An 18,611-nucleotide genomic window follows, 5' to 3' on the forward strand; every position below is an offset into this window, starting at 1 on the left:
TATAGCACCCAATTTATCCGTAAGTGCTTCGCCTGACTGCCAGAATTAATGATCTTCTTGCAGCGTGCTTTTTTCTGTTACCTTGAAGTGTTAACAAATAATTAATAATTCAGGGGCAGGGTATGACGCGTAAAGACGGGCTGCTGGCGTTGCTGGTGGTCGTAGTATGGGGGCTCAATTTTGTGGTCATCAAGCTGGGGTTGCACAACATGCCCCCGCTGATGCTGGCCGGTTTACGTTTCATGCTGGTGGCGTTCCCGGCGCTTTTTTTCGTCGCCCGTCCTAAAATCCCGTTGAAACTGCTGCTGGGCTATGGCCTGACCATCAGCTTTGGCCAGTTCGCTTTTCTCTTCTGTGCCATCAAGTTCGGAATGCCGGCCGGTCTTGCCTCGCTGGTGTTACAGGCGCAGGCGTTCTTTACCATTATCCTCGGCGCGTTTGTGTTTGGTGAGCGCCTGCAGGGCAAACAGCTGGCGGGGATCACGCTCGCGGTGTTTGGCGTGCTGGTACTGATTGAGGCCAGTCTGAACGGTCAGGATGTGGCGCTGCTCGGCTTTATGCTGACGCTGGCGGCGGGGCTGAGCTGGGCCTGCGGGAATATCTTCAACAAATTGATCATGCAGCATGAGGCGCGCCCGGCGGTTATGTCGCTGGTGGTCTGGAGTGCGCTGATCCCGATAATCCCGTTTCTGGCGGCGTCGTTTATTCTGGATGGTCCGAATGTGATGCTGAACAGCCTGGTTGAAATCGATCTCACCACGATTTTGTCGCTACTCTACCTGGCGTTTGTGGCCACCATTATCGGCTATGGGATCTGGGGGTCACTGCTTGGCAAGTATGAAACCTGGCGCGTCGCACCGCTGTCGCTGCTGGTTCCGGTGGTGGGGCTTGCCAGTGCGGCACTCTTACTGAATGAAACGCTGAGCGCGCTGCAGCTGCTTGGCGCTGTGCTGATCATGGCCGGGTTGTATATTAATGTCTTTGGTTTGCGCGTGCGTCGGGCGACGCGGGTCAGTGGAAAGGCATAAAAAAGCCCCGCATCTGCGGGGCAAAACGAATCAGAGGCCGTGCTAATTGTAATAAGGCACGCCTAATTCGTCGGACTTGTCGCTACCTGCACCCATGTGGTTGAAATCGTAGGGTGACCGGTCATGTGCTGACGGCAAAATCATCGTATCAGGATTATTTTGCTGCGTTGCACGAGGGGTTTGCTCCGCGAAGGTCTGGCTGGAGAATAGCACCAGCAAGGCGAGGGCGGCGGAGGCGATAGCTTTCATGATTTCCTCGGTTACGTCTTTAAAGGCGATGATTAACTACAATGTTTTAACGGATACAGGTATCGGGATTCGCCCGGCACGCTGGTAATTCGGTACTTATGAGGTGGCACGTCAAAGTAGTTCTTGAACGTACGCGTCAGGGTTTGTTGCGATTCAAATCCGTAACGCTCCGCCAGATAAAGGATCGGCTCATTGCTTTCTTTCAGTTTCTGGGCAATTTCTGTCAGCTTGCGGCTGCGAATATATTGACCTAATGAATGGCCGGTCTCTTTTTTGAACATCCGTTGCAGGTGCCATTTGGAGTAACCTGAACGCTCGGACACTTTTTCAAGGGAGAGCGGCGATTCCAGGTTATCTTCGATCCAGTCCAAAATGCTATGAATGGTAATAGCGTCAGTATTGCGTCTGGACATCGTCATACCTCTTATTCTGATTACGGCAGTATTTTCTTAAGCAAAAGCTCAAGGGTTGCCACTTCATCTGCCGTTAAGTTTTTTGTGAGTTCCTGATGTAATTTTTGTCCTACTAATTGATGACATTGTTCGCACATCGCTGCGCCATCCTCGGTGAGTTTCACCAGTACGCCGCGTTTGTCATTCGGGTTAGGGCTTCGTTCTATCCATCCTTTGCAGACGAGACGATCCAGCATGCGGGTTAGCGCACCCAGATCGACAGAGAGCACCTTTTTCAGCTCAACCGGCGTGATACACATTTCGCAGCGAATGGAACACAGCACTTTGAACTGTGTTGCGGTGATATCCAGCGGTGACAGGTAGTCATTGAGCAGGCGATCTTTTTTCTGATTGACCATATGAATAAGACGACCCAGTGGAATAATGTCGTTAAAGAGATCACTGGTGCTTTTCACAATGGTTGCCCTGGCAAGTAGTTTAGTCACGGCAGATATTATTGCTCAGGCAAGTATAAGTCAACTGAATGAATTAACCGATGCCACGAATTGCTAAAACGTTTCATGTACGTTTTTTGAGGTCTTTCAAATCAAATAGATAACCGGGAGTAATTGTTCACGGAGGAAAATAATCGTTACGTTGAGCAGATGGCTGAACGTCACACTTTCCCCCTATAATTGCTGTGTTAAATATGAATAAGGACAACAACGCACTATGTTGGATTTGATTAAAGCAATTGGTCTTGGGCTGGTGGTATTGCTGCCGTTGGCCAACCCGTTAACGACGGTTGCGCTCTTCCTCGGGCTCGCGGGGAACATGAACAGCGCCGAGCGTAATCATCAGTCGATGATGGCCTCCGTGTATGTATTCGCCATCATGATGGTGGCTTACTACGCCGGACAACTGGTGATGAACACCTTCGGGATTTCTATCCCTGGCCTGCGTATCGCCGGGGGGCTGATTGTGGCCTTTATCGGTTTCCGTATGCTGTTCCCGGCACAAAAAGCGCATGAGTCACCGGAAGCGACCAGTAAATCGGAAGAGCTGGAAACCGAACCGAGTGCGAATATCGCCTTTGTACCAATTGCCATGCCGAGCACGGCGGGGCCGGGTACCATCGCGATGATCATCAGTTCCGCATCCACGGTGCGTGACAGCGCAACCTTCCCGGACTGGGTACTGACGGTTGCGCCACCGCTGATCTTTGCGATTATAGGGATTATCGTGTGGGTGTCACTGCGCAGTTCTGGCGCCATTATGCGCTGGGTAGGCAAGGGCGGTATCGAGGCGATTTCCCGTCTGATGGGCTTCTTACTGGTCTGTATGGGCGTGCAGTTTATTATTAACGGCGTGCTGGAGATTATTAAAACTTACCATTAATTTCATTGCCGGGTGGCGGCTTCGCCTCACCCGGCACAAACAAACGTCACCCGTGCTGCCTGTGTTCTTCAAGCGCCACCGGCCATTTACGGAAGATCAGCACTGACCAGATCAGCGCTACCAGCGCAGGGATGGCTCCCAGATAGCCGATCGCCGACATCGACACATGCAGGCTAATTTGATTTCCCACCAGCGCGCCCGCGCCAATTCCCAGATTAAAAATCCCCGAGAACAGTGACATGGCGACGTCCGTCGCATCGGGTGCCAGGGCCAGGACTTTCACCTGCATGCCCAGACCAATAATCATGATCGCCACCCCCCAGAACAGGCTGAGGATCGCCAGATGGTTTTCACTTCCCGCCGCGGGCATCAGTAACAGCAGGCAGGCCAGCAGCAGGCCAATGGCACTACTCACCAGAGTGGAGGCATGCTGGTTACCCAGCTTACCAAACAGAATGCTGCCAATAATGCCCGCTCCACCGAGGATCAACAGTAATACCGTGGCAAAGTTGGCGCTAAAGCCCGCCACAACCTGTACAAACGGCTCAATGTAGCTATACGCCGTGTAATGCGCTGTCACCACAATGACGGTAAGCAGGTAGATACTCAGTAACGCCGGGCGACGCATCAGCAGCGGCAGGCTTTTCAGCGAGCCAGAATGTTCGCTTGGCAGCGTCGGCAGCAGTTTGATCAGGCAAACCAGTGTGATCAGTGCCCCCATGCCGATGGCGAAGAAGGTGGTACGCCAGCCGAAGTATTGCCCTACGATTCGGCCAATAGGCAGACCCAATACCATCGCCAGCGCCGTACCGGTGGCAATCAGGCTCAGCGCCTGGGCTCGTTTACCGGCCGGTGCCAGCCGTATAGCCAGAGACGCAGTAATTGACCAGAACACAGCGTGGGCAAAGGCAATACCGACGCGGCTAATGACCAGCACGGTAAAGCTCCACGCCATAAACGACAAAACGTGACTGGCAATAAACAACGCAAACAGACCGATTAACAGCTTACGCCGCTCCATCTGGCTGGTCATGAGCATAAACGGCAGGGACATCAGCGCCACCACCCAGGCGTAGATGGTCAACATAATGCCCACCTGCGCCGTTTCCATCTGGAAACTTTCCGCGATATCAGACAACAGCCCAACCGGAACAAATTCTGTGGTGTTAAAAATAAATGCGGCAATAGCCAGCGTGACCACCCGTAGCCACGCAACTCTGCGGGAAACTGTGTTCGTTGTCATAGGGATGTCGGAGATTCGTTGCTGAAAAGAAGAGATGTCGATCTTAAAACGTTAAATGGTGAAAACTCAATCATTATGTGATGCAGATCTCAATATTTACCTTATGAAAGCGGTAGCCGGGAACGTCGTTTTCATTGAATATAAAAGAACAACATAATAAAAACAGGCGGTAAGACAATGCAGGAGATTGATTTTTATCTGGTTGATGCCTTCAGTGACAAAACCTTTGGCGGCAATCCGGCAGCGGTTTGCCCGTTGAAGACATGGTTACCCGATGAGACCTTGCTGAGAATGGCGCAAGAGCATAATCAGTCGGAGACGGCTTTTTTCGTCTGCAGTAAAGGGGGGATTGAGCTACGCTGGTTTACCACCCTTACGGAAGTGAATCTCTGTGGTCACGCCACGCTGGCGGCGGCGTATGTCCTGTTTACCGAACTGGATTATCCCGACTCGCGGATCCACTTTGATACCGCATCTGGCCGCCTGACGGTAAGCCGCGAAGGTGACTGGATGACACTGGATTTCCCGGCATGCCCAACTCATGAAGAGACGCCCCCGCCGGAGATGCTCTCGGCCCTGGGCATCAGCCGCTACGTAGAAGCCCGTAAAGGCCGGGCCTGGCTCATCATGCTGGACGATCGCCAGCAGGTCGAAGCGCTCGCGCCAGACATCTCCGCGATGACGCCAGGCGAACATAAAGTGACGGTAACGGCACGGGGAGACGGTGAATATGATTTTGTCAGCCGCTTCTTCTCGCCGGGGGTGTCCGTCCCGGAAGATCCGGTTACTGGCTCTGCACATACGATGCTCATTCCTTACTGGAGTGAAAAACTGCGTAAAACGACGATGCTTGCTCGTCAGGTTTCCGCACGCGGCGGGGATGTCCGCTGCGAGTTGAAAGACTCACGTGTGCTGATGAGCGGCCAGGCAGCACTTTATTTAAAAGGCACAGTTTTTCTGCGCTGAATACCCATAACAAGAGAGGAAGAGACAATGCAGGAAATTGAATTTTATCTGGTGGATGCCTTTAGTGACAAAACGTTTGGCGGCAATGCGGCAGCAGTGTGTCCTCTGGAAGAGTGGTTGCCGGACGAGACGCTGCTCAAAATGGCGCAGCAGCATAACCAGTCTGAGACAGCTTTTTTTGTACGAACCGACGACGGGTTTGAGCTGCGCTGGTTTACCACGCTGGATGAAATTAACCTGTGCGGCCATGCCACGCTGGCGGCATCACACGTTATTTTCGAATACCTTGATTACCCTCATACCGAAATCACCTTCACCACGCGCTTTGTCGGCGAACTGACGGTAAAACGCAGCGGCGACTGGCTGACCCTGAATTTCCCTGCGTGGTCAACGGAGGGGGTCGATAACCCACCTGCGGTGCTGTTTGGCGCGCTGGGCATCACAGAGGCGAAAGAGGTGCGCGTTGGTCGAGATTACATGGTGGTGCTGGAGAGCCAGCAGGCGGTGGAAGCACTAACGCCGGACATCGCGGCGATGCTCCCGCTGGATAAAATGGTTTGCGTGACGGCGCCGGGTGATGAGTACGATTTCGTCAGTCGCTTCTTCTGCCCGGGTGAAGGGGTGCCGGAAGATCCGGTCACAGGATCCGCCCACAGCATGCTGATCCCATACTGGAGCGAGAAGTTGGGTAAAACCTCACTGAATGCCCGCCAGGTGTCGTATCGCGGCGGGGATCTGCGCTGCGAACTGAAGGGTGACCGGGTGTTAATTGGCGGCCAGGCGACCTTGTATCTGAAAGGGCGTATCTATTTACGCTAAGAGTGGATCGCTATAAGTTAATACTATGAAGCACCATGGCAGGGCTGCGCTATGTTGAAGTTTAGTCTCACAAAAAAAGCAAGGAGCCTGCCATGTATTCCATTACCTCTGAGTCTGCCCGTCACCCGGATATCCTCAAACTGATTGCGGCGCTTGACCGCTATCAGAGCGAACTCTATCCCGCCGAAAGTAACCATCTGCTTGATCTGACTGCGCTACCAGAGTCATCGTTAATTTTGATGATCATTCGCGACCAGCAGCTCCAGGCTGTCGGGTGTGGAGCGGTCGTTCTCAACGGTGACGAAACGGGGGAGATGAAGCGGGTCTATATCGACCCGGCCCATCGGGGCCAACATCTTGGAGAGACGCTGCTGGCCGCACTGGAGGACGAAGCCCTCAGCCGACATTGCCACACGGTACGGCTGGAGACGGGCATCAAACAGCGCGCTGCGGTTCGGCTTTACGAACAGTGCGGGTACGAAATGCGCCCGGCGTTTGCGCCGTACGTTGACGATCCCCTCAGCCTGTTTATGGAGAAGGCACTGGTTGTGGACGTTCGTTTAGCTGCGCTATAAAGGCCTCCAGCTGGCGAGTCATTGCCCCGCGGCGCCACACCAGCCAGGTGGTCAGCCAGCGCCAGTTTTCCGCCAGCGGCCACGCCTCAACCTGATGATGCCCCGGCATGCTTTCCAGCATTGAACGGGGCATCAGCGCAATACCCGCACCCGCGATAACACAGGCGAGCATACCGTGATAGGACTCCATCTCGTGAATGCGCCCGGGCGTGGCTCTGTCCGCATGAAACCAGCTTTCCAGGTGTCGACGGTACGAACAGTTCGCGCGAAAAGCGTAGACGTCGCTACCGCTCACCTGCGTGGCACGTTTGACCTCCGCATGTCCGGCGGGGGTGACCAGCATCATTTCTTCGCGGTAGACGGACATTCCCTCCAGTTCCGGGTGCGAAAGTGGCCCGTCGACAAAGGCGGCGCTTAAGGTTCCCTCGAGTACGCCATCAATCATCGTCCCGGATGGCCCGGTAGAAAGGGCAAACTGGATACGCGGGTAGCGCTGGTTAAACTGCGCCAGCGTCTCAGGGATGCGTACCGCAGCGGTACTTTCCAGCGCCCCGAGGGCAAATAACCCCTGGGGTTCATCTCCCGCGACGACCATGCGCGCTTCATCCACCAGCGCCAGGATCTGCTTGCTGTAGCGCAGGAAGTTATGCCCGGCAGGGGATAAACGCAAACGCTGGTTCTCACGAATAAACAACTCAACGCCAAGGTCAGCTTCCAGCTGGCGGATGCGGGTCGTCAGGTTAGACGGCACGCGATGCACCTTCTGCGCCGCCTGGGTGATACTGCCCGTCTGTGCGACGGCGTTAAACATTTCAAGCTGGGTTAAATCCATAGCATTCTCGATTCGTGAATAAGGTGGTTAGTATTATTCATTTTTAAGAAATAGCAGAGTGGGCCACAATTAATCAACCGTTTTAACGTGGAGAACATCATGACTTATTCACCTGCAACACATGCCCTCTCTGTGAACCCGACGACGGGGGAAACGCTCGCAGCCTGGCCGTGGGCAACCCAGGAGGAGGTTGAACACGCGATTTCACTGTCTGACGCGGGTTTTCGTCAGTGGCGACGCGAAAGCGTTTCACACCGTGCGCAGAAACTACGCGATCTCGGCGCAGCGCTGCGCAACCGTGCGGAAGAGATGGCGCAGACGATCTCCCGGGAAATGGGAAAACCCATTCTGCAGGCGCGGGCGGAAGTGGCAAAATCCGCCGGTCTGTGCGACTGGTATGCTGAGCATGGCCCGGCGATGCTGCACGCGGAGCCCACGCTGGTGGAAAACCAGAAGGCGGTGATTGAGTACCGACCAATGGGACCGGTTCTCGCGGTGATGCCGTGGAACTTCCCGCTCTGGCAGGTGCTGCGCGGTGCGGTACCGATCCTGCTCGCCGGGAACAGCTATCTGCTTAAGCATGCGCCAAACGTCCTCGGTTCAGCCGATCTTATTGCGCAGATTTTTGCAGACGCAGGGTTTCCTGAAGGCGTTTTTGGTTGGGTGAATGCCACTAATGATGGCGTGAGCCAGGTGATTAACGATCGTCGTATCGCGGCAATTACCGTAACCGGCAGCGTGCGTGCCGGTGCGGCGATTGGCGCCCAGGCCGGGGCGGCGCTGAAAAAATGCGTGCTTGAGCTGGGTGGTTCCGATCCGTTTATTGTTCTCAACGATGCCGACCTCGATCTTGCCGTGAAGGCGGCGGTAGCGGGTCGCTACCAGAACACTGGACAAGTGTGTGCAGCAGCAAAACGCTTCATTGTGGAAGAGGGTATTGCGGATACCTTTACTCAACGTTTTGTCGATGCGGTTTCTGCGCTGAAGATGGGTGCTCCGGATCGGGAAGAGAACTATATTGGCCCGATGGCGCGTTTTGACCTGCGCGATGAACTGCATCAGCAGGTGCAGGCCACGCTGGCTGAAGGGGCAACGTTGCTGCTGGGCGGGGAGAAAATCAGCGGTGAGGGCAATTATTATGCCCCGACCGTATTCGGCAATGTGACGCCTGAGATGACGGCCTTCCGCCAGGAGCTGTTTGGTCCGGTTGCGGCCATTACGGTTGCGAAAGACGCGGAGCACGCTCTGACGCTTGCCAATGACAGCGACTTTGGTCTGTCAGCAACCGTCTTTACCGCTGACGCAGCGCTTGCGGATAAATTCTCGCGCGAGCTGGAGTGCGGCGGCGTGTTTATCAACGGCTATAGCGCCAGCGACGCGCGCGTGGCCTTTGGTGGCGTGAAGAAGAGTGGATTTGGCCGCGAGCTTTCCCACTTTGGGCTGCACGAGTTCTGCAACGTGCAGACGGTGTGGAAGGATCGCGTGTAATTTATTCGGCCCTCATCACGAGGGCCGTTGTCATTTCTTTGCAATGGTTCTGTCATTTTCATTTCGTAGACTCGCACGCGTCTAACGCATTGTTAATGAAGAAAATCATGAACCTAACGCAAATTTTCCGCCGTATTGCGCAGCGTGTTATCCCTCGTCACTTTGGCCTGCTGACGGGTATTTTTTGTATTATTGGCCTTTTCTCCGCGCTGCAGCTCTCCTCTTCATTTTTGCTTAACGCCTCACTGAACGAAGCCCAACGCAACGAGCAGCAAAATCTGCTGGCGTATCAGCAACAGAGTAAGCTGGATCTGGCCCGCGTTTCCCTGCTGGCAGCAAGCGATCTGCTTAACCGGTCCGGCGTCTGGTTTATGCAGGATAAAGAGACCGGCTCCGACGGAAGCTGGCATAGCCTGATGGATGACGCGCAAAAGGCGCTGACGGTTTCTCAGCAGGCATGGAAGGCCTGGCTGGCGCTCAATCCGCCGAAAGATGAAGCCCTGACGAACAGCTATCAGCTGTTCTACGGCGCGATCAAAGAGCAGGCGGAAGGTCTGGTCAAAACCAACACTATCGACGCGTTTTTTGCCGTACCGGCTCAGGCTTTTCAGACAGACTTTAACGACAATTACGCGCGCTACCAGCAAGCCAGCGAGCAGCAGGCTGTGCAGGGCCGCCAGACGTTGATGGCGCAGCTTTCCGGTCTGCAAACGTTGTTCCTGTTTGCTCCGGTTTTGTTACTCGCCATCGCTATTGCCGTCTGGTTCGGCATGTCCCGATGGGTGATTACGCCGTTGCGTCGGTTGATTGCGCATATCACCCGACTGGCTGCGGGAGATCTCTCCGGCACCCCGCCCGGTGTCATGCGTTTCAACCGGGAAATAGGGCAGCTCAGCGACAGTATTGCCACCATGCAGCAGGGTTTGCAGCAGCTGGTGTCTGAGGTCAGCAATGCGACCACCTCTATGGTTGAGAACGTTGGTGCCCTGGCACAGGGCAACCAGAAGCTGTATCAGCAGTCGGCACGTCAGGCGAAAGAGCTTGAGGACGTGACGGCGCATATTGCGGCACTGGAAACGCATGTAGAAGGGAACACCGGTTACGCCAGACTCGCCAGCTCGCGGGCTGATGAAGCGCGCCAGGCGGTAGTTGGCGGAGATCGGATGATGTCTGCCGTTAATGCCTCTATGCAGGCGATCGTCGACCGATCCTCAGAGATGCGCGGGATCGTGGCAATGATCGACAGCGTGGCGTTTCAGACTAATATCCTGGCGCTGAATGCCGCCATCGAGGCTGCCCATGCCGGGAACCAGGGGCGGGGGTTCGCCGTTGTCGCCAGGGAAGTCGGACTGCTGGCCAGAAAGAGTAGCCACTCGACCCAGACTATCCAGGAACTTATCAATCGCTCTTTGCAGGGTATTGAAGACGGTTCTCGCGCCGTTAACCTGATGGAGGAGAACTTGCAGCAGGTCACCGGTCTGGTGGGGAATTTAAGTAGTTTGCTGAATGAGATCTCAGCCGCCACGCTCAGTCAGGGAGAGAGTATTCATCGGATGACGAGCCAGCTGCAGGCGCTTAATCAGGTCTCCCGTCAGACGGATTTACTGGTCTCTGACGCCTCGGATTCCTCAGTACGGCTGCAAAAGCAATCCGATCTTTTATTGCAGGCGGTTTCGCGTTTTCGTCTTAGCGCCTGACGCAATACATTAGCCTCTGTTATACTCGCAGCCCGTTTTAGCCTGAGGGCAAGGAGCAAAGTGTGGCTGCGGTCATCCATAATGAGATGTTGGACGAGATTCTGGCGCAGGTTCGTCCGTTAATTGGAAAGGGGAAGGTTGCCGACTACATTCCGGCTCTTGCCTCGGTCAGCGGGAATAAACTTGGCATCGCTATCTGCACCCTGGACGGACAGCGATACCAGGCAGGCGATGCAACTGAACGTTTTTCCATTCAGTCCATTTCCAAAGTGCTGAGTCTGGTTGCAGCTATGCGCCAGTATGAAGGTGACGAGATCTGGCAGCGCGTGGGTAAAGATCCTTCCGGCCAGCCTTTTAACTCACTGCTGCAGCTTGAAATCGAACAGGGTAAACCGCGAAATCCCTTTATCAATGCCGGGGCGCTGGTGGTCTGCGACATGTTGCAAAGCCGCCTCAGCGCGCCGCGTCAGCGAATGCTTGAGATTGTTCGCCAGCTTTCAGGCGTAGACGATATCGCCTACGATCCGGTGGTGGCGCGCTCGGAATTTGAACACTCCGCCCGCAATGCCGCCATCGCCTGGCTGATGAAATCCTTCGGCAATTTCCATAATGACGTGGCGACTGTTCTGCAAAATTATTTCCATTACTGCGCCCTGAAAATGAGCTGCGTTGAGCTGGCTCAGACATTCCTGTTCCTGGCGCACCAGGGGCACGCTCCGCATCTTAACCAGCCGGTGGTTTCACCTCTGCAGGCGCGTCAGATTAATGCGCTGATGGCAACCAGCGGGATGTATCAAAACGCTGGCGAGTTTGCCTGGCGCGTCGGCCTCCCGGCAAAATCGGGCGTTGGCGGCGGTGTGGTGGCAATTGTGCCTCATGAAATGGCGATTGCCGTCTGGAGCCCGGAGCTGGATGAAACGGGGAATTCACTTGCCGGTGTGGCGGTTCTGGAAAAACTGACCCAGCGTCTTGGGCGTTCCGTGTACTGATGCCTGACCTTGACCCTCTCTTTTCCCGCCTGGCGCGATCGACTTTTCGTTCGCGCTTTCGCTTAGGCGATAAGGAAAGACAGTACTGCTGGGACAAAGGTGCCGAAACCATCGATCGGCATGCCGCTGACTTTGTAGAAAAGCGCCTTGCTCCGGCCTTGCCGGTAAATGATGGCAAACAGACACCGATGCGTGGTCACCCGGTGTTTATTGCCCAACATGCTACGGCCACCTGTTGTCGGGGTTGTCTGGCAAAATGGCATAACATTCCGCAGGGTGTTCAGCTTACGGCGCAGCAACAGCATTATATCGTCAGCGTGATCCACCACTGGCTGGTGCTCCAGATGAACACCTAAATTTGACGAGTTATGATCCCGTTGTAATTGTGTTATAGATGCATCCTAAGTTAGTCCCGACTATGCTGACGACCGCAGTAATTGCCATAAGCAACATATGGAATGATATTTAATGCGTTCTGCTCTTACCGCTTTCAGGCTGTTCCAACCCGATACGCCGCTGCGAAATGCGTTGGCGATTTTTATTCTCACCACCTTATTCTATTTTGTGGGGGCGGAATTACGGCTGATTGAGGCTTTGTCGCTGTTTTGGCCGCTGAATGGCGTCATGGCGGGGATCTTTGCCCGTTATGTCTATCTGAATCGCCTGCATTATTACGCGGTGTCGTATGTTGCTATGCTGACGTACGACGCAGTGACGACCAACTGGGGAATGGCCTCAGTGGTGATTAATCTGTCTAATATGATCTTTATCGTTGTTGTCGCCGTGCTGGTTCAGCGCGACAGACGGTTAATGAAGAAAACCCCAGACCCGCTCAACGCGTTACGTCTGTTTAACTACTGCCTGATTGCCGCGCTGCTTTGTGCGTTGCTCGGTGCGGTGGGGTCAGTGGGGATTGATAGTCACACCTTCTGGCCGCTGTTTGCCGACTGGTTTAGCGAACAATTCTCAACCGGCGTGCTTGTTGTGCCTTGTATGCTCACGTTACGTATGCCCCTGCGTGAATTCAGGTTACGTCTTGAACAGCTCTTGCCGGTGATTGCCTTGATCGTCTCGGTGGTTGCATCGGTGGTGATTGGCGGGGCGGGGAGTCTCTCATTTCCTCTTCCTGCGCTTATCTGGTGTGCGGTTCGCTACTCATTGCCTGCGACCTGTCTGCTGACGTTTATCACGGGCGCGACTGAAATCATTCTGGTCGCCAACTCGATTATTAATATTGCCGTGGCGACGCCGTTTACGACGCCGATGATGTTTTCAGCCCGTCTGGGGATCGCCACAATGGCAATCTGCCCGGTGATGGTATCCGTCAGCATGGCAGCGATTAATTCCCTGATTCGCCAGGTTTCTCTCAGGGCGGATTACGACTTTTTAACGCAGGTTTACTCGCGTTCCGGCCTTTATGAGGCGTTAAAGCGTGAAGAAACGCACCGCCATTCACGTTTTCTGACCGTCATGCTGCTGGATATTGATTACTTCAAAAGCATTAATGATAACTACGGCCATGAGTGCGGTGATCGTGTGCTCGCGTCGTTCGCCCAGCAGGTTCAGGAGGTCGTTGGTGAAGATGGGATGGTGGCGCGAATGGGCGGAGAAGAGTTCGCGGTGGTGGTAAATTCTGGCGACGCACAGAATGGTTTTGAACTGGCTGAGCGTATCCGGTCCACTGTTTCCAGTCACCCTTTTACATGGCGTCAGCAAGCGCTCCATCTGACGGTCAGTATTGGCCTGGGGAGTGGCAAGGCTGAGTCATGGCAGTTGACTGAGGTCTTCAACAAACTGATGGCCGAAGCGGACGATCATCTCTATCGTTCAAAAAAAGCGGGTCGAAATCGTACCAGCGCACGGGTGTCGGACGAGCAAATTGCCGCGACCTCCGGGAGTGAAACATAGCTGCGTTAATCGTCATAAGGCATTGACGTGAATAGTAAGCGACTTAGCAGGATGTTAGAACACTGACAATGTCCCTGTTTAAGCTACGCTTTGAGTAACGCTTTACGTCAGGAGACATTATGAAAGCACCTGCAATCCCTGAAAATGAAACGGAACGTCTTAACTCACTGCGTGAGTCTGGTTTGCTCGAGATTGACAGTTCCCCATCGTTTGACCGCTTAACACGACTGGCAAAGCGATTCTTCCAGGTGCCGCTTGCGATGGTCAATCTTATTGATGAACATGCCCTGATCGTTAAATCAGCCGATGGGCAGGCACCCGGCAGTGTGCCACGTAACATCTCATTTTGTGGCCATACGATCCTTACCGAAGCGCCGCTGGTGGTGGGAGATATGCTACAGGACGATCGTTTTGCTGATAATCCGCTGGTGGCAGGCGAACCCGGTGTTCGTTTCTACGCGGGCTTCCCGCTGCGCCTGCGCGATGGCGCAAGCGTAGGTTCGCTGTGCCTGATTGATTACGCTCCCCGGGAGTTTTCTGACGCCGACCTTGCTGTCCTGGGAGACCTTGGCGCACTGGCGGAAGATGAATTTGCTGCCATCAGCGCGGCGACCACGGATGAATTAACCGGGCTATTCAACCGTCGGGGCTTTAATCAACTCGTGCGTTTCACGCTTTCCGTTGCCCGGCGCCGGGCCGAGCCGCTGACGCTCGGCTGGCTGGATTTGGATCGCTTTAAGGAAATTAACGATCGCTTCGGGCATGAAGAGGGGGATAAGGCGCTGAAAGCCATGGCGCAACTGATGCGTGCTTCTTTCCGTGAAGCGGATCTGCTGGTTCGTTTTGGCGGGGACGAGTTCGCCGTGCTGTTTGCGGATACGGATGAGCAGGGCGCCTGGATTGCCATGCAGTATCTCGTCGAGCAGGTAGAAAACTATAACGCCCGCAAGTTACACCCCTGGTCGCTTCACTTCTCATGGGGGCTAAGTGAATTCGATCATAACGGCAACGACCTGCAGCAGTGGTTAAAAGATGCTGATGAAAAGATGTATGCCATGAAACAGCAGCGCCAGCGCGCCCGGTGACATAACAAAAGCCTATGTCCGAACCGTTTGCGTTAAGAAGATGTTAAATGCACAGTGAGTGTATTCAACGTAAGGAATAACAATGAATACCTCACTGCAAATCAAAAGCCTCACCCGCGAAGACATTCTCACCCATATTGATGCCCTGGCCGGGATCCTCGAAAACTGTGTCAACGGCGGCGCATCCGTCAGCTTTATGCTTCCCTTTAGTCTGGAGAAGGGCCGCTCTTTCTGGCGCGGTATTGCTGAAAGCGTAGGGCGCAATGAGCGCCTCGTGCTGGCCTGTGTCGACCCGCAGGACGGCATCATCGGAACGGTGCAGTTAATCACAGACCTGCCGGAAAACCAGCCGCATCGCGCCGATGTAGCGAAGCTGCTGGTTCATGAGAAAGCGCGTCGGAAAGGGGCCGCGATGGCGCTAATGGAAGCGCTTGAAGTTCAGGCCAGAGCCAGAGGCATTTCCGTGCTGGTGCTTGATACTTCCACAGGCAGCGGCGCCGAGACGTTTTACCAGCGCGCTGGCTGGCAAAAGGTCGGCGAGATCCCACGCTATGCTCTTATGCCGGATGGTGCCATGACGGCCACGTCCGTGTTCTACAAGTTCCTGTAATTATTTTGCACAACTGCACCGGGATTGATCAAAACAGGGTTTCTGGTCGTCAGGTTTTGATAGGTTATCGTACCAATCTTATCAGGCTGTATGACTAATTATAAAAGGAACCTAAAGTGGACACTCTCAACCGTCGTGATTTTCCCGGTGCGCAATATCCTGAACGTATCATTCAGTTTGGTGAAGGCAATTTCCTGCGTGCGTTCGTCGACTGGCAACTCGATTTGTTAAATGAACATACCGATCTTAACGCTGGTGTGGTTATCGTTCGTCCTATTCAAAGTGACTTCCCACCGTCGCTTAGCACCCAGGATGGCCTGTATACCACGATTATTCGTGGGCTGAATGCGCAGGGTGAGGCGGTGAGCGATGCCCGTCTTATCCGTTCCGTTAACCGGGAGATCAGCGTCTATAGCCAGTATGATGAGTTCCTGAAACTGGCTCACAACCCGGATATGCGCTTTGTTTTCTCGAATACCACCGAAGCCGGGATAAGTTATCACGCCGGTGACGGATTTGAAGATGCCCCCGCAGTGAGTTACCCGGCGAAGCTGACGCGACTGCTGTTTGAGCGTTTCAGTCACTTCAACGGCGCGCCAGACAAAGGCTGGATAATCATTCCCTGTGAATTGATTGACTACAACGGAGATGCACTTCGTGAACTGGTGTTGCGCTATGCGCAAGAGTGGGCGCTGCCTGCCGCTTTTATCCGCTGGCTGAACGAGGCCAACAGCTTCTGTTCGACGCTGGTCGACCGTATTGTGACCGGTTATCCGCGTGACGAAGTGGCCACGCTGGAAGCTGAGCTGGGTTATCACGATGGGTTCCTGGATACGGCTGAACATTTCTATTTATTTGTCATTCAGGGACCGGCTTCCCTTGCCCGTGAGCTTTGCCTGGATAAATACCCGCTAAATGTGCTGATTGTTGATGACATCAAGCCATACAAAGAGCGAAAAGTCGCGATTCTGAACGGTGCACACACGGCGCTGGTGCCGGTGGCATTTCAGGCAGGGCTGGATACGGTAGGTGAGGCGATGAATGATAGCGACGTTTGCGCCTTCGTCGAGAAAGCGATTTATCAGGAAATTATTCCTGTTCTGGATCTACCGCGTGATGAACTGGAATCTTTCGCCAGCGCGGTAACAGGTCGGTTCCGTAATCCTTACATCAGGCATCAGTTGCTCTCTATTGCGCTCAACGGCATGACCAAATATCGCACTCGTATACTGCCGCAGCTGCTGGCAGGGCAGAAAACGACAGGTAAATTACCTGCACGCCTGACATTTGCCTTAGCGGCACTGATGGCGTTCTATCGTGCAGAGCGTAACGGGGAACGCTATCCGGTGCAGGATGATGCACACTGGCTCGAACGTTATCAACAGCTGTGGGCGCAGCATCACGATAAGCAGATCAGTACCCGTGAGCTGGTGCAGGCGGTATTGAGCGTAAGTGAGCACTGGGAGCAGGATCTCACTCAGGTTCGTGGCCTCGTAGACCAGGTGACACTGGATCTTGATGCCATTTTGTTGAAAGGAATGCGCTCAGCGGTAAAACCGCTTTGCTAAGGACGTTACCCGGCTTCGGCCGGGTTTAATAACATCACCATTTAGTTACAACATACTATTATGCCTGTTTTAAAATTCAGATGCAGCACCGTGCGGTTAAAGCTAAACAGGTGTGAAAATTCAATGTTCCATTAACATGCTTGCAACCGTGTGGGGGATCACGTTTAATAACCACGCTCTTTTCTTTTCTGAAACTCACTATGATTGTTCGTCCTAAGCAGCACTGGCTGCAAATGATTTTTGTCTGGCATGGCTCAGTACTGCCTAAAATCTATACCCGACTGTTACTTAACTTCCTGTTATCTATCGCCGTGATCGTGATGCTACCGTGGTATACCTCTCTCGGCATCAAATTTACGGTTGCGCCATTTAGCATTCTCGGCGTGGCGATCGCTATCTTTTTAGGTTTCAGAAACAACGCCTGTTATTCGCGCTACGTTGAAGCTCGCCTGCTTTGGGGGCAACTGATGATAGCGGCCCGCTCTCTGTTTCGCGAGGTAAAAAACACCCTACCAGACGATAAGTATCTGGGTGAATTTGTCCGCCTGCAGATTGCCTTCGCCAACTGTTTACGCATGACCCTGCGCCGAGAAATGAACGCCGGTCAGTTGTCTCGCTATCTTGCCGCAGATGATTTAAAAAAAGTGATGGAAGCCAACTCGCCGGCGAACCGTATTTTGCTGATCATGGGAGAGTGGTTGGCTGTTCGACGTCGTAACGGACAACTATCAGACATTCTTTTCCACAGTCTGAATAACCGTCTGAACGACATGTCCATCGTTCTGTCTGGGTGTGAACGTATTGCGACGACCCCAGTGCCGTTTGCGTATACGTTAATTCTGCACCGTACGGTGTATCTGTTTTGCATCATGCTGCCGTTCGCGCTGGTTGTGGACCTGCATTACATGACGCCGTTTGTCTCTGCGCTGATTTCTTACACTTTCATCTCGCTGGATGCACTGGCGGAAGAACTGGAAGACCCGTTTGGTACAGAAAATAATGACCTGCCATTGGACGCCATCTGCAACATGATGGAACGCGATCTGCTGCAGATGAACGATGAAGAGACTATTCCTGACAGGCTGATGCCGGATAAACATTATCAGCTGACCTGACGGGCGTTCCACTCGTCGCGGGTGATCTCCCACAGCTCAGAATCCAGTATTCCGCTGACGTACGCTTTCTTTTCTGTCCTGATAAGCCGCATGCCGCTACTGTCCGAAATACGTCGGGAGCGGCTATTTGCAGCGGCTTTTGGCGCACGCAATACCGACTTGTTCAGTGTATTAAACCAATAATCCGTTGCTGCAATACTGGCCTCACGCATAAATCCCTGACCCTGAAACTCCGGAGCCAGCCAAAAACCACGGTTATTATCTTCGACATCGTAAAGGCAGATAATGCCCATCAGTTCATCGGGAACGTCGCGACGGCGGATGCTCCAGAACCAGGCAATTCCTTTTGCCATATCCGGCAGCGCCACATTATTGACATAGTTTTCCGCGCCGTTATCCGGGTAGGGCCAGGGTACAGAAGAGACCATATAGCGGACGATCTCCCAGCGCGGATAAAGCTTCTGTATCTGGACGGCATCTTCGGCAACCAACGGTTTTAGCAATAGGCGTTCTGTCGTGAGAGTCGGTATCGTCATCCGCGGATCTCCATATTTAAGCGTTATGCTTTTGTTTGGGTTCTGATATTTTCACTTCTATCACATTCTATTTGGTTGCGTTATAAGTAATTTACTACCAAAATTTTGCTTTG

The 18,611-nt window shown here is 53.7% G+C and carries 20 protein-coding genes; 14 read left to right on the top strand and 6 right to left on the bottom strand.

The features are described from left to right. Positions 1-122: 122 nt before the first annotated feature. A complete protein-coding gene (gene eamA, locus ACLHV8_RS10320; protein WP_208594734.1) occupies positions 123-1,028 on the top strand; it encodes an O-acetylserine/cysteine exporter in 906 nt (301 codons plus the stop codon). 42 nt (positions 1,029-1,070) lie between these two features. Here eamA and marB read toward each other — a convergent pair whose 3' ends face one another. From marB to marR, 3 genes are read right to left on the bottom strand one after another with little or no spacing between them, the layout of a single operon-like run. Next, complete coding sequence (marB, locus tag ACLHV8_RS10325; protein WP_028017430.1) at positions 1,071-1,277, bottom strand: multiple antibiotic resistance protein MarB; 207 nt, start codon at positions 1,275-1,277, stop codon at positions 1,071-1,073. A 32-nt stretch (positions 1,278-1,309) separates the two neighbouring features. Then, entirely contained in the window at positions 1,310-1,690 is a 381-nt protein-coding gene (marA, locus tag ACLHV8_RS10330; RefSeq protein WP_008502237.1) for an MDR efflux pump AcrAB transcriptional activator MarA, read from the bottom strand. A 20-nt stretch (positions 1,691-1,710) separates the two neighbouring features. Then, positions 1,711-2,145 carry a multiple antibiotic resistance transcriptional regulator MarR gene (marR, locus tag ACLHV8_RS10335; RefSeq protein ID WP_028017429.1) on the bottom strand — a complete coding sequence of 145 codons (435 nt, stop codon included), beginning with the start codon at positions 2,143-2,145 and terminating at the stop codon, positions 1,711-1,713. A gap of 256 nt (positions 2,146-2,401) precedes the next feature. Here marR and ACLHV8_RS10340 point away from each other — a divergent pair, with 256 nt between their 5' ends. Continuing rightward, positions 2,402-3,067 carry a MarC family NAAT transporter gene (locus ACLHV8_RS10340; RefSeq protein WP_028017428.1) on the top strand — a complete coding sequence of 222 codons (666 nt, stop codon included), beginning with the start codon at positions 2,402-2,404 and terminating at the stop codon, positions 3,065-3,067. Positions 3,068-3,113: 46 nt separating this feature from the next. Here the strand turns inward: ACLHV8_RS10340 and ACLHV8_RS10345 are convergent, their stop codons facing one another. Beyond that, positions 3,114-4,310 (bottom strand): sugar transporter, encoded by a 1,197-nt coding sequence (locus tag ACLHV8_RS10345; protein WP_128347735.1) that lies wholly within the window; start codon positions 4,308-4,310, stop codon positions 3,114-3,116. A gap of 177 nt (positions 4,311-4,487) precedes the next feature. On the opposite strand from ACLHV8_RS10345, the gene ACLHV8_RS10350 reads away from it, so the two are divergent. The 3 genes from ACLHV8_RS10350 to ACLHV8_RS10360 all read left to right on the top strand — a co-directional run bounded on the left by ACLHV8_RS10350 (position 4,488) and on the right by ACLHV8_RS10360 (position 6,670). Beyond that, the gene (locus tag ACLHV8_RS10350) at positions 4,488-5,276 is read left to right on the top strand and encodes a PhzF family phenazine biosynthesis protein (RefSeq protein WP_208594733.1); all 789 of its coding nucleotides are present in this window, start codon (positions 4,488-4,490) and stop codon (positions 5,274-5,276) included. A 27-nt stretch (positions 5,277-5,303) separates the two neighbouring features. Further along, positions 5,304-6,095 carry a PhzF family phenazine biosynthesis protein gene (locus ACLHV8_RS10355; protein ID WP_208594732.1) on the top strand — a complete coding sequence of 264 codons (792 nt, stop codon included), beginning with the start codon at positions 5,304-5,306 and terminating at the stop codon, positions 6,093-6,095. A 92-nt stretch (positions 6,096-6,187) separates the two neighbouring features. Then, positions 6,188-6,670: a GNAT family N-acetyltransferase gene (locus tag ACLHV8_RS10360; protein WP_208594731.1), complete on the top strand. Its 483-nt coding sequence runs from the start codon at positions 6,188-6,190 to the stop codon at positions 6,668-6,670. Here ACLHV8_RS10360 and ptrR read toward each other — a convergent pair. After that, entirely contained in the window at positions 6,624-7,502 is an 879-nt protein-coding gene (gene ptrR / locus ACLHV8_RS10365; RefSeq protein WP_208594730.1) for a putrescine utilization regulator PtrR, read from the bottom strand. The genes ACLHV8_RS10360 and ptrR overlap by 47 nt on opposite strands. Before the next feature lie 99 nt (positions 7,503-7,601). On the opposite strand from ptrR, the gene sad reads away from it, so the two are divergent. The 9 genes from sad (at position 7,602) to ACLHV8_RS10410 (ending at position 17,962) form a co-directional block, all read left to right on the top strand. Beyond that, positions 7,602-8,990, top strand: coding sequence for a succinate-semialdehyde dehydrogenase (gene sad / locus ACLHV8_RS10370; protein WP_208594729.1), 1,389 nt, complete (start codon positions 7,602-7,604; stop codon positions 8,988-8,990). A 107-nt stretch (positions 8,991-9,097) separates the two neighbouring features. Further along, positions 9,098-10,687 carry a methyl-accepting chemotaxis protein gene (locus ACLHV8_RS10375; protein WP_208594728.1) on the top strand — a complete coding sequence of 530 codons (1,590 nt, stop codon included), beginning with the start codon at positions 9,098-9,100 and terminating at the stop codon, positions 10,685-10,687. Between the two features lie 62 nt (positions 10,688-10,749). After that, positions 10,750-11,676 (top strand): glutaminase B, encoded by a 927-nt coding sequence (glsB, locus tag ACLHV8_RS10380; RefSeq protein WP_028017411.1) that lies wholly within the window; start codon positions 10,750-10,752, stop codon positions 11,674-11,676. Next, complete coding sequence (locus tag ACLHV8_RS10385; RefSeq protein ID WP_049005509.1) at positions 11,676-12,032, top strand: DUF4186 domain-containing protein; 357 nt, start codon at positions 11,676-11,678, stop codon at positions 12,030-12,032. Before glsB ends, ACLHV8_RS10385 begins: the two co-directional genes overlap by 1 nt. 112 nt (positions 12,033-12,144) lie before the next feature. Next, positions 12,145-13,584, top strand: a complete 1,440-nt coding sequence (locus ACLHV8_RS10390) for a GGDEF domain-containing protein (RefSeq protein ID WP_134708419.1) — start codon at positions 12,145-12,147, stop codon at positions 13,582-13,584. Between the two features lie 119 nt (positions 13,585-13,703). Next, the gene (locus ACLHV8_RS10395) at positions 13,704-14,669 is read left to right on the top strand and encodes a sensor domain-containing diguanylate cyclase (protein WP_208594727.1); all 966 of its coding nucleotides are present in this window, start codon (positions 13,704-13,706) and stop codon (positions 14,667-14,669) included. Positions 14,670-14,751: 82 nt separating this feature from the next. Beyond that, positions 14,752-15,279 (top strand): GNAT family N-acetyltransferase, encoded by a 528-nt coding sequence (locus tag ACLHV8_RS10400; RefSeq protein WP_049005512.1) that lies wholly within the window; start codon positions 14,752-14,754, stop codon positions 15,277-15,279. A gap of 116 nt (positions 15,280-15,395) precedes the next feature. Then, on the top strand, positions 15,396-16,847 hold the full coding sequence (locus tag ACLHV8_RS10405; protein ID WP_208594726.1) for a tagaturonate reductase: 1,452 nt from the start codon (positions 15,396-15,398) through the stop codon (positions 16,845-16,847). 200 nt (positions 16,848-17,047) lie between these two features. Continuing rightward, positions 17,048-17,962 carry a bestrophin family protein gene (locus ACLHV8_RS10410; RefSeq protein ID WP_238934275.1) on the top strand — a complete coding sequence of 305 codons (915 nt, stop codon included), beginning with the start codon at positions 17,048-17,050 and terminating at the stop codon, positions 17,960-17,962. Here the strand turns inward: ACLHV8_RS10410 and ACLHV8_RS10415 are convergent. Then, a complete protein-coding gene (locus ACLHV8_RS10415; RefSeq protein WP_049005513.1) occupies positions 17,950-18,498 on the bottom strand; it encodes a GNAT family N-acetyltransferase in 549 nt (182 codons plus the stop codon). The two genes, ACLHV8_RS10410 and ACLHV8_RS10415, sit on opposite strands and share 13 nt — an antisense overlap. Positions 18,499-18,611: the final 113 nt, after the last annotated feature.

The sequence above is a fragment of the Enterobacter sp. CPE_E863 genome (assembly GCF_046521465.1).
GTDB lineage: Bacteria > Pseudomonadota > Gammaproteobacteria > Enterobacterales > Enterobacteriaceae > Enterobacter > Enterobacter adelaidei.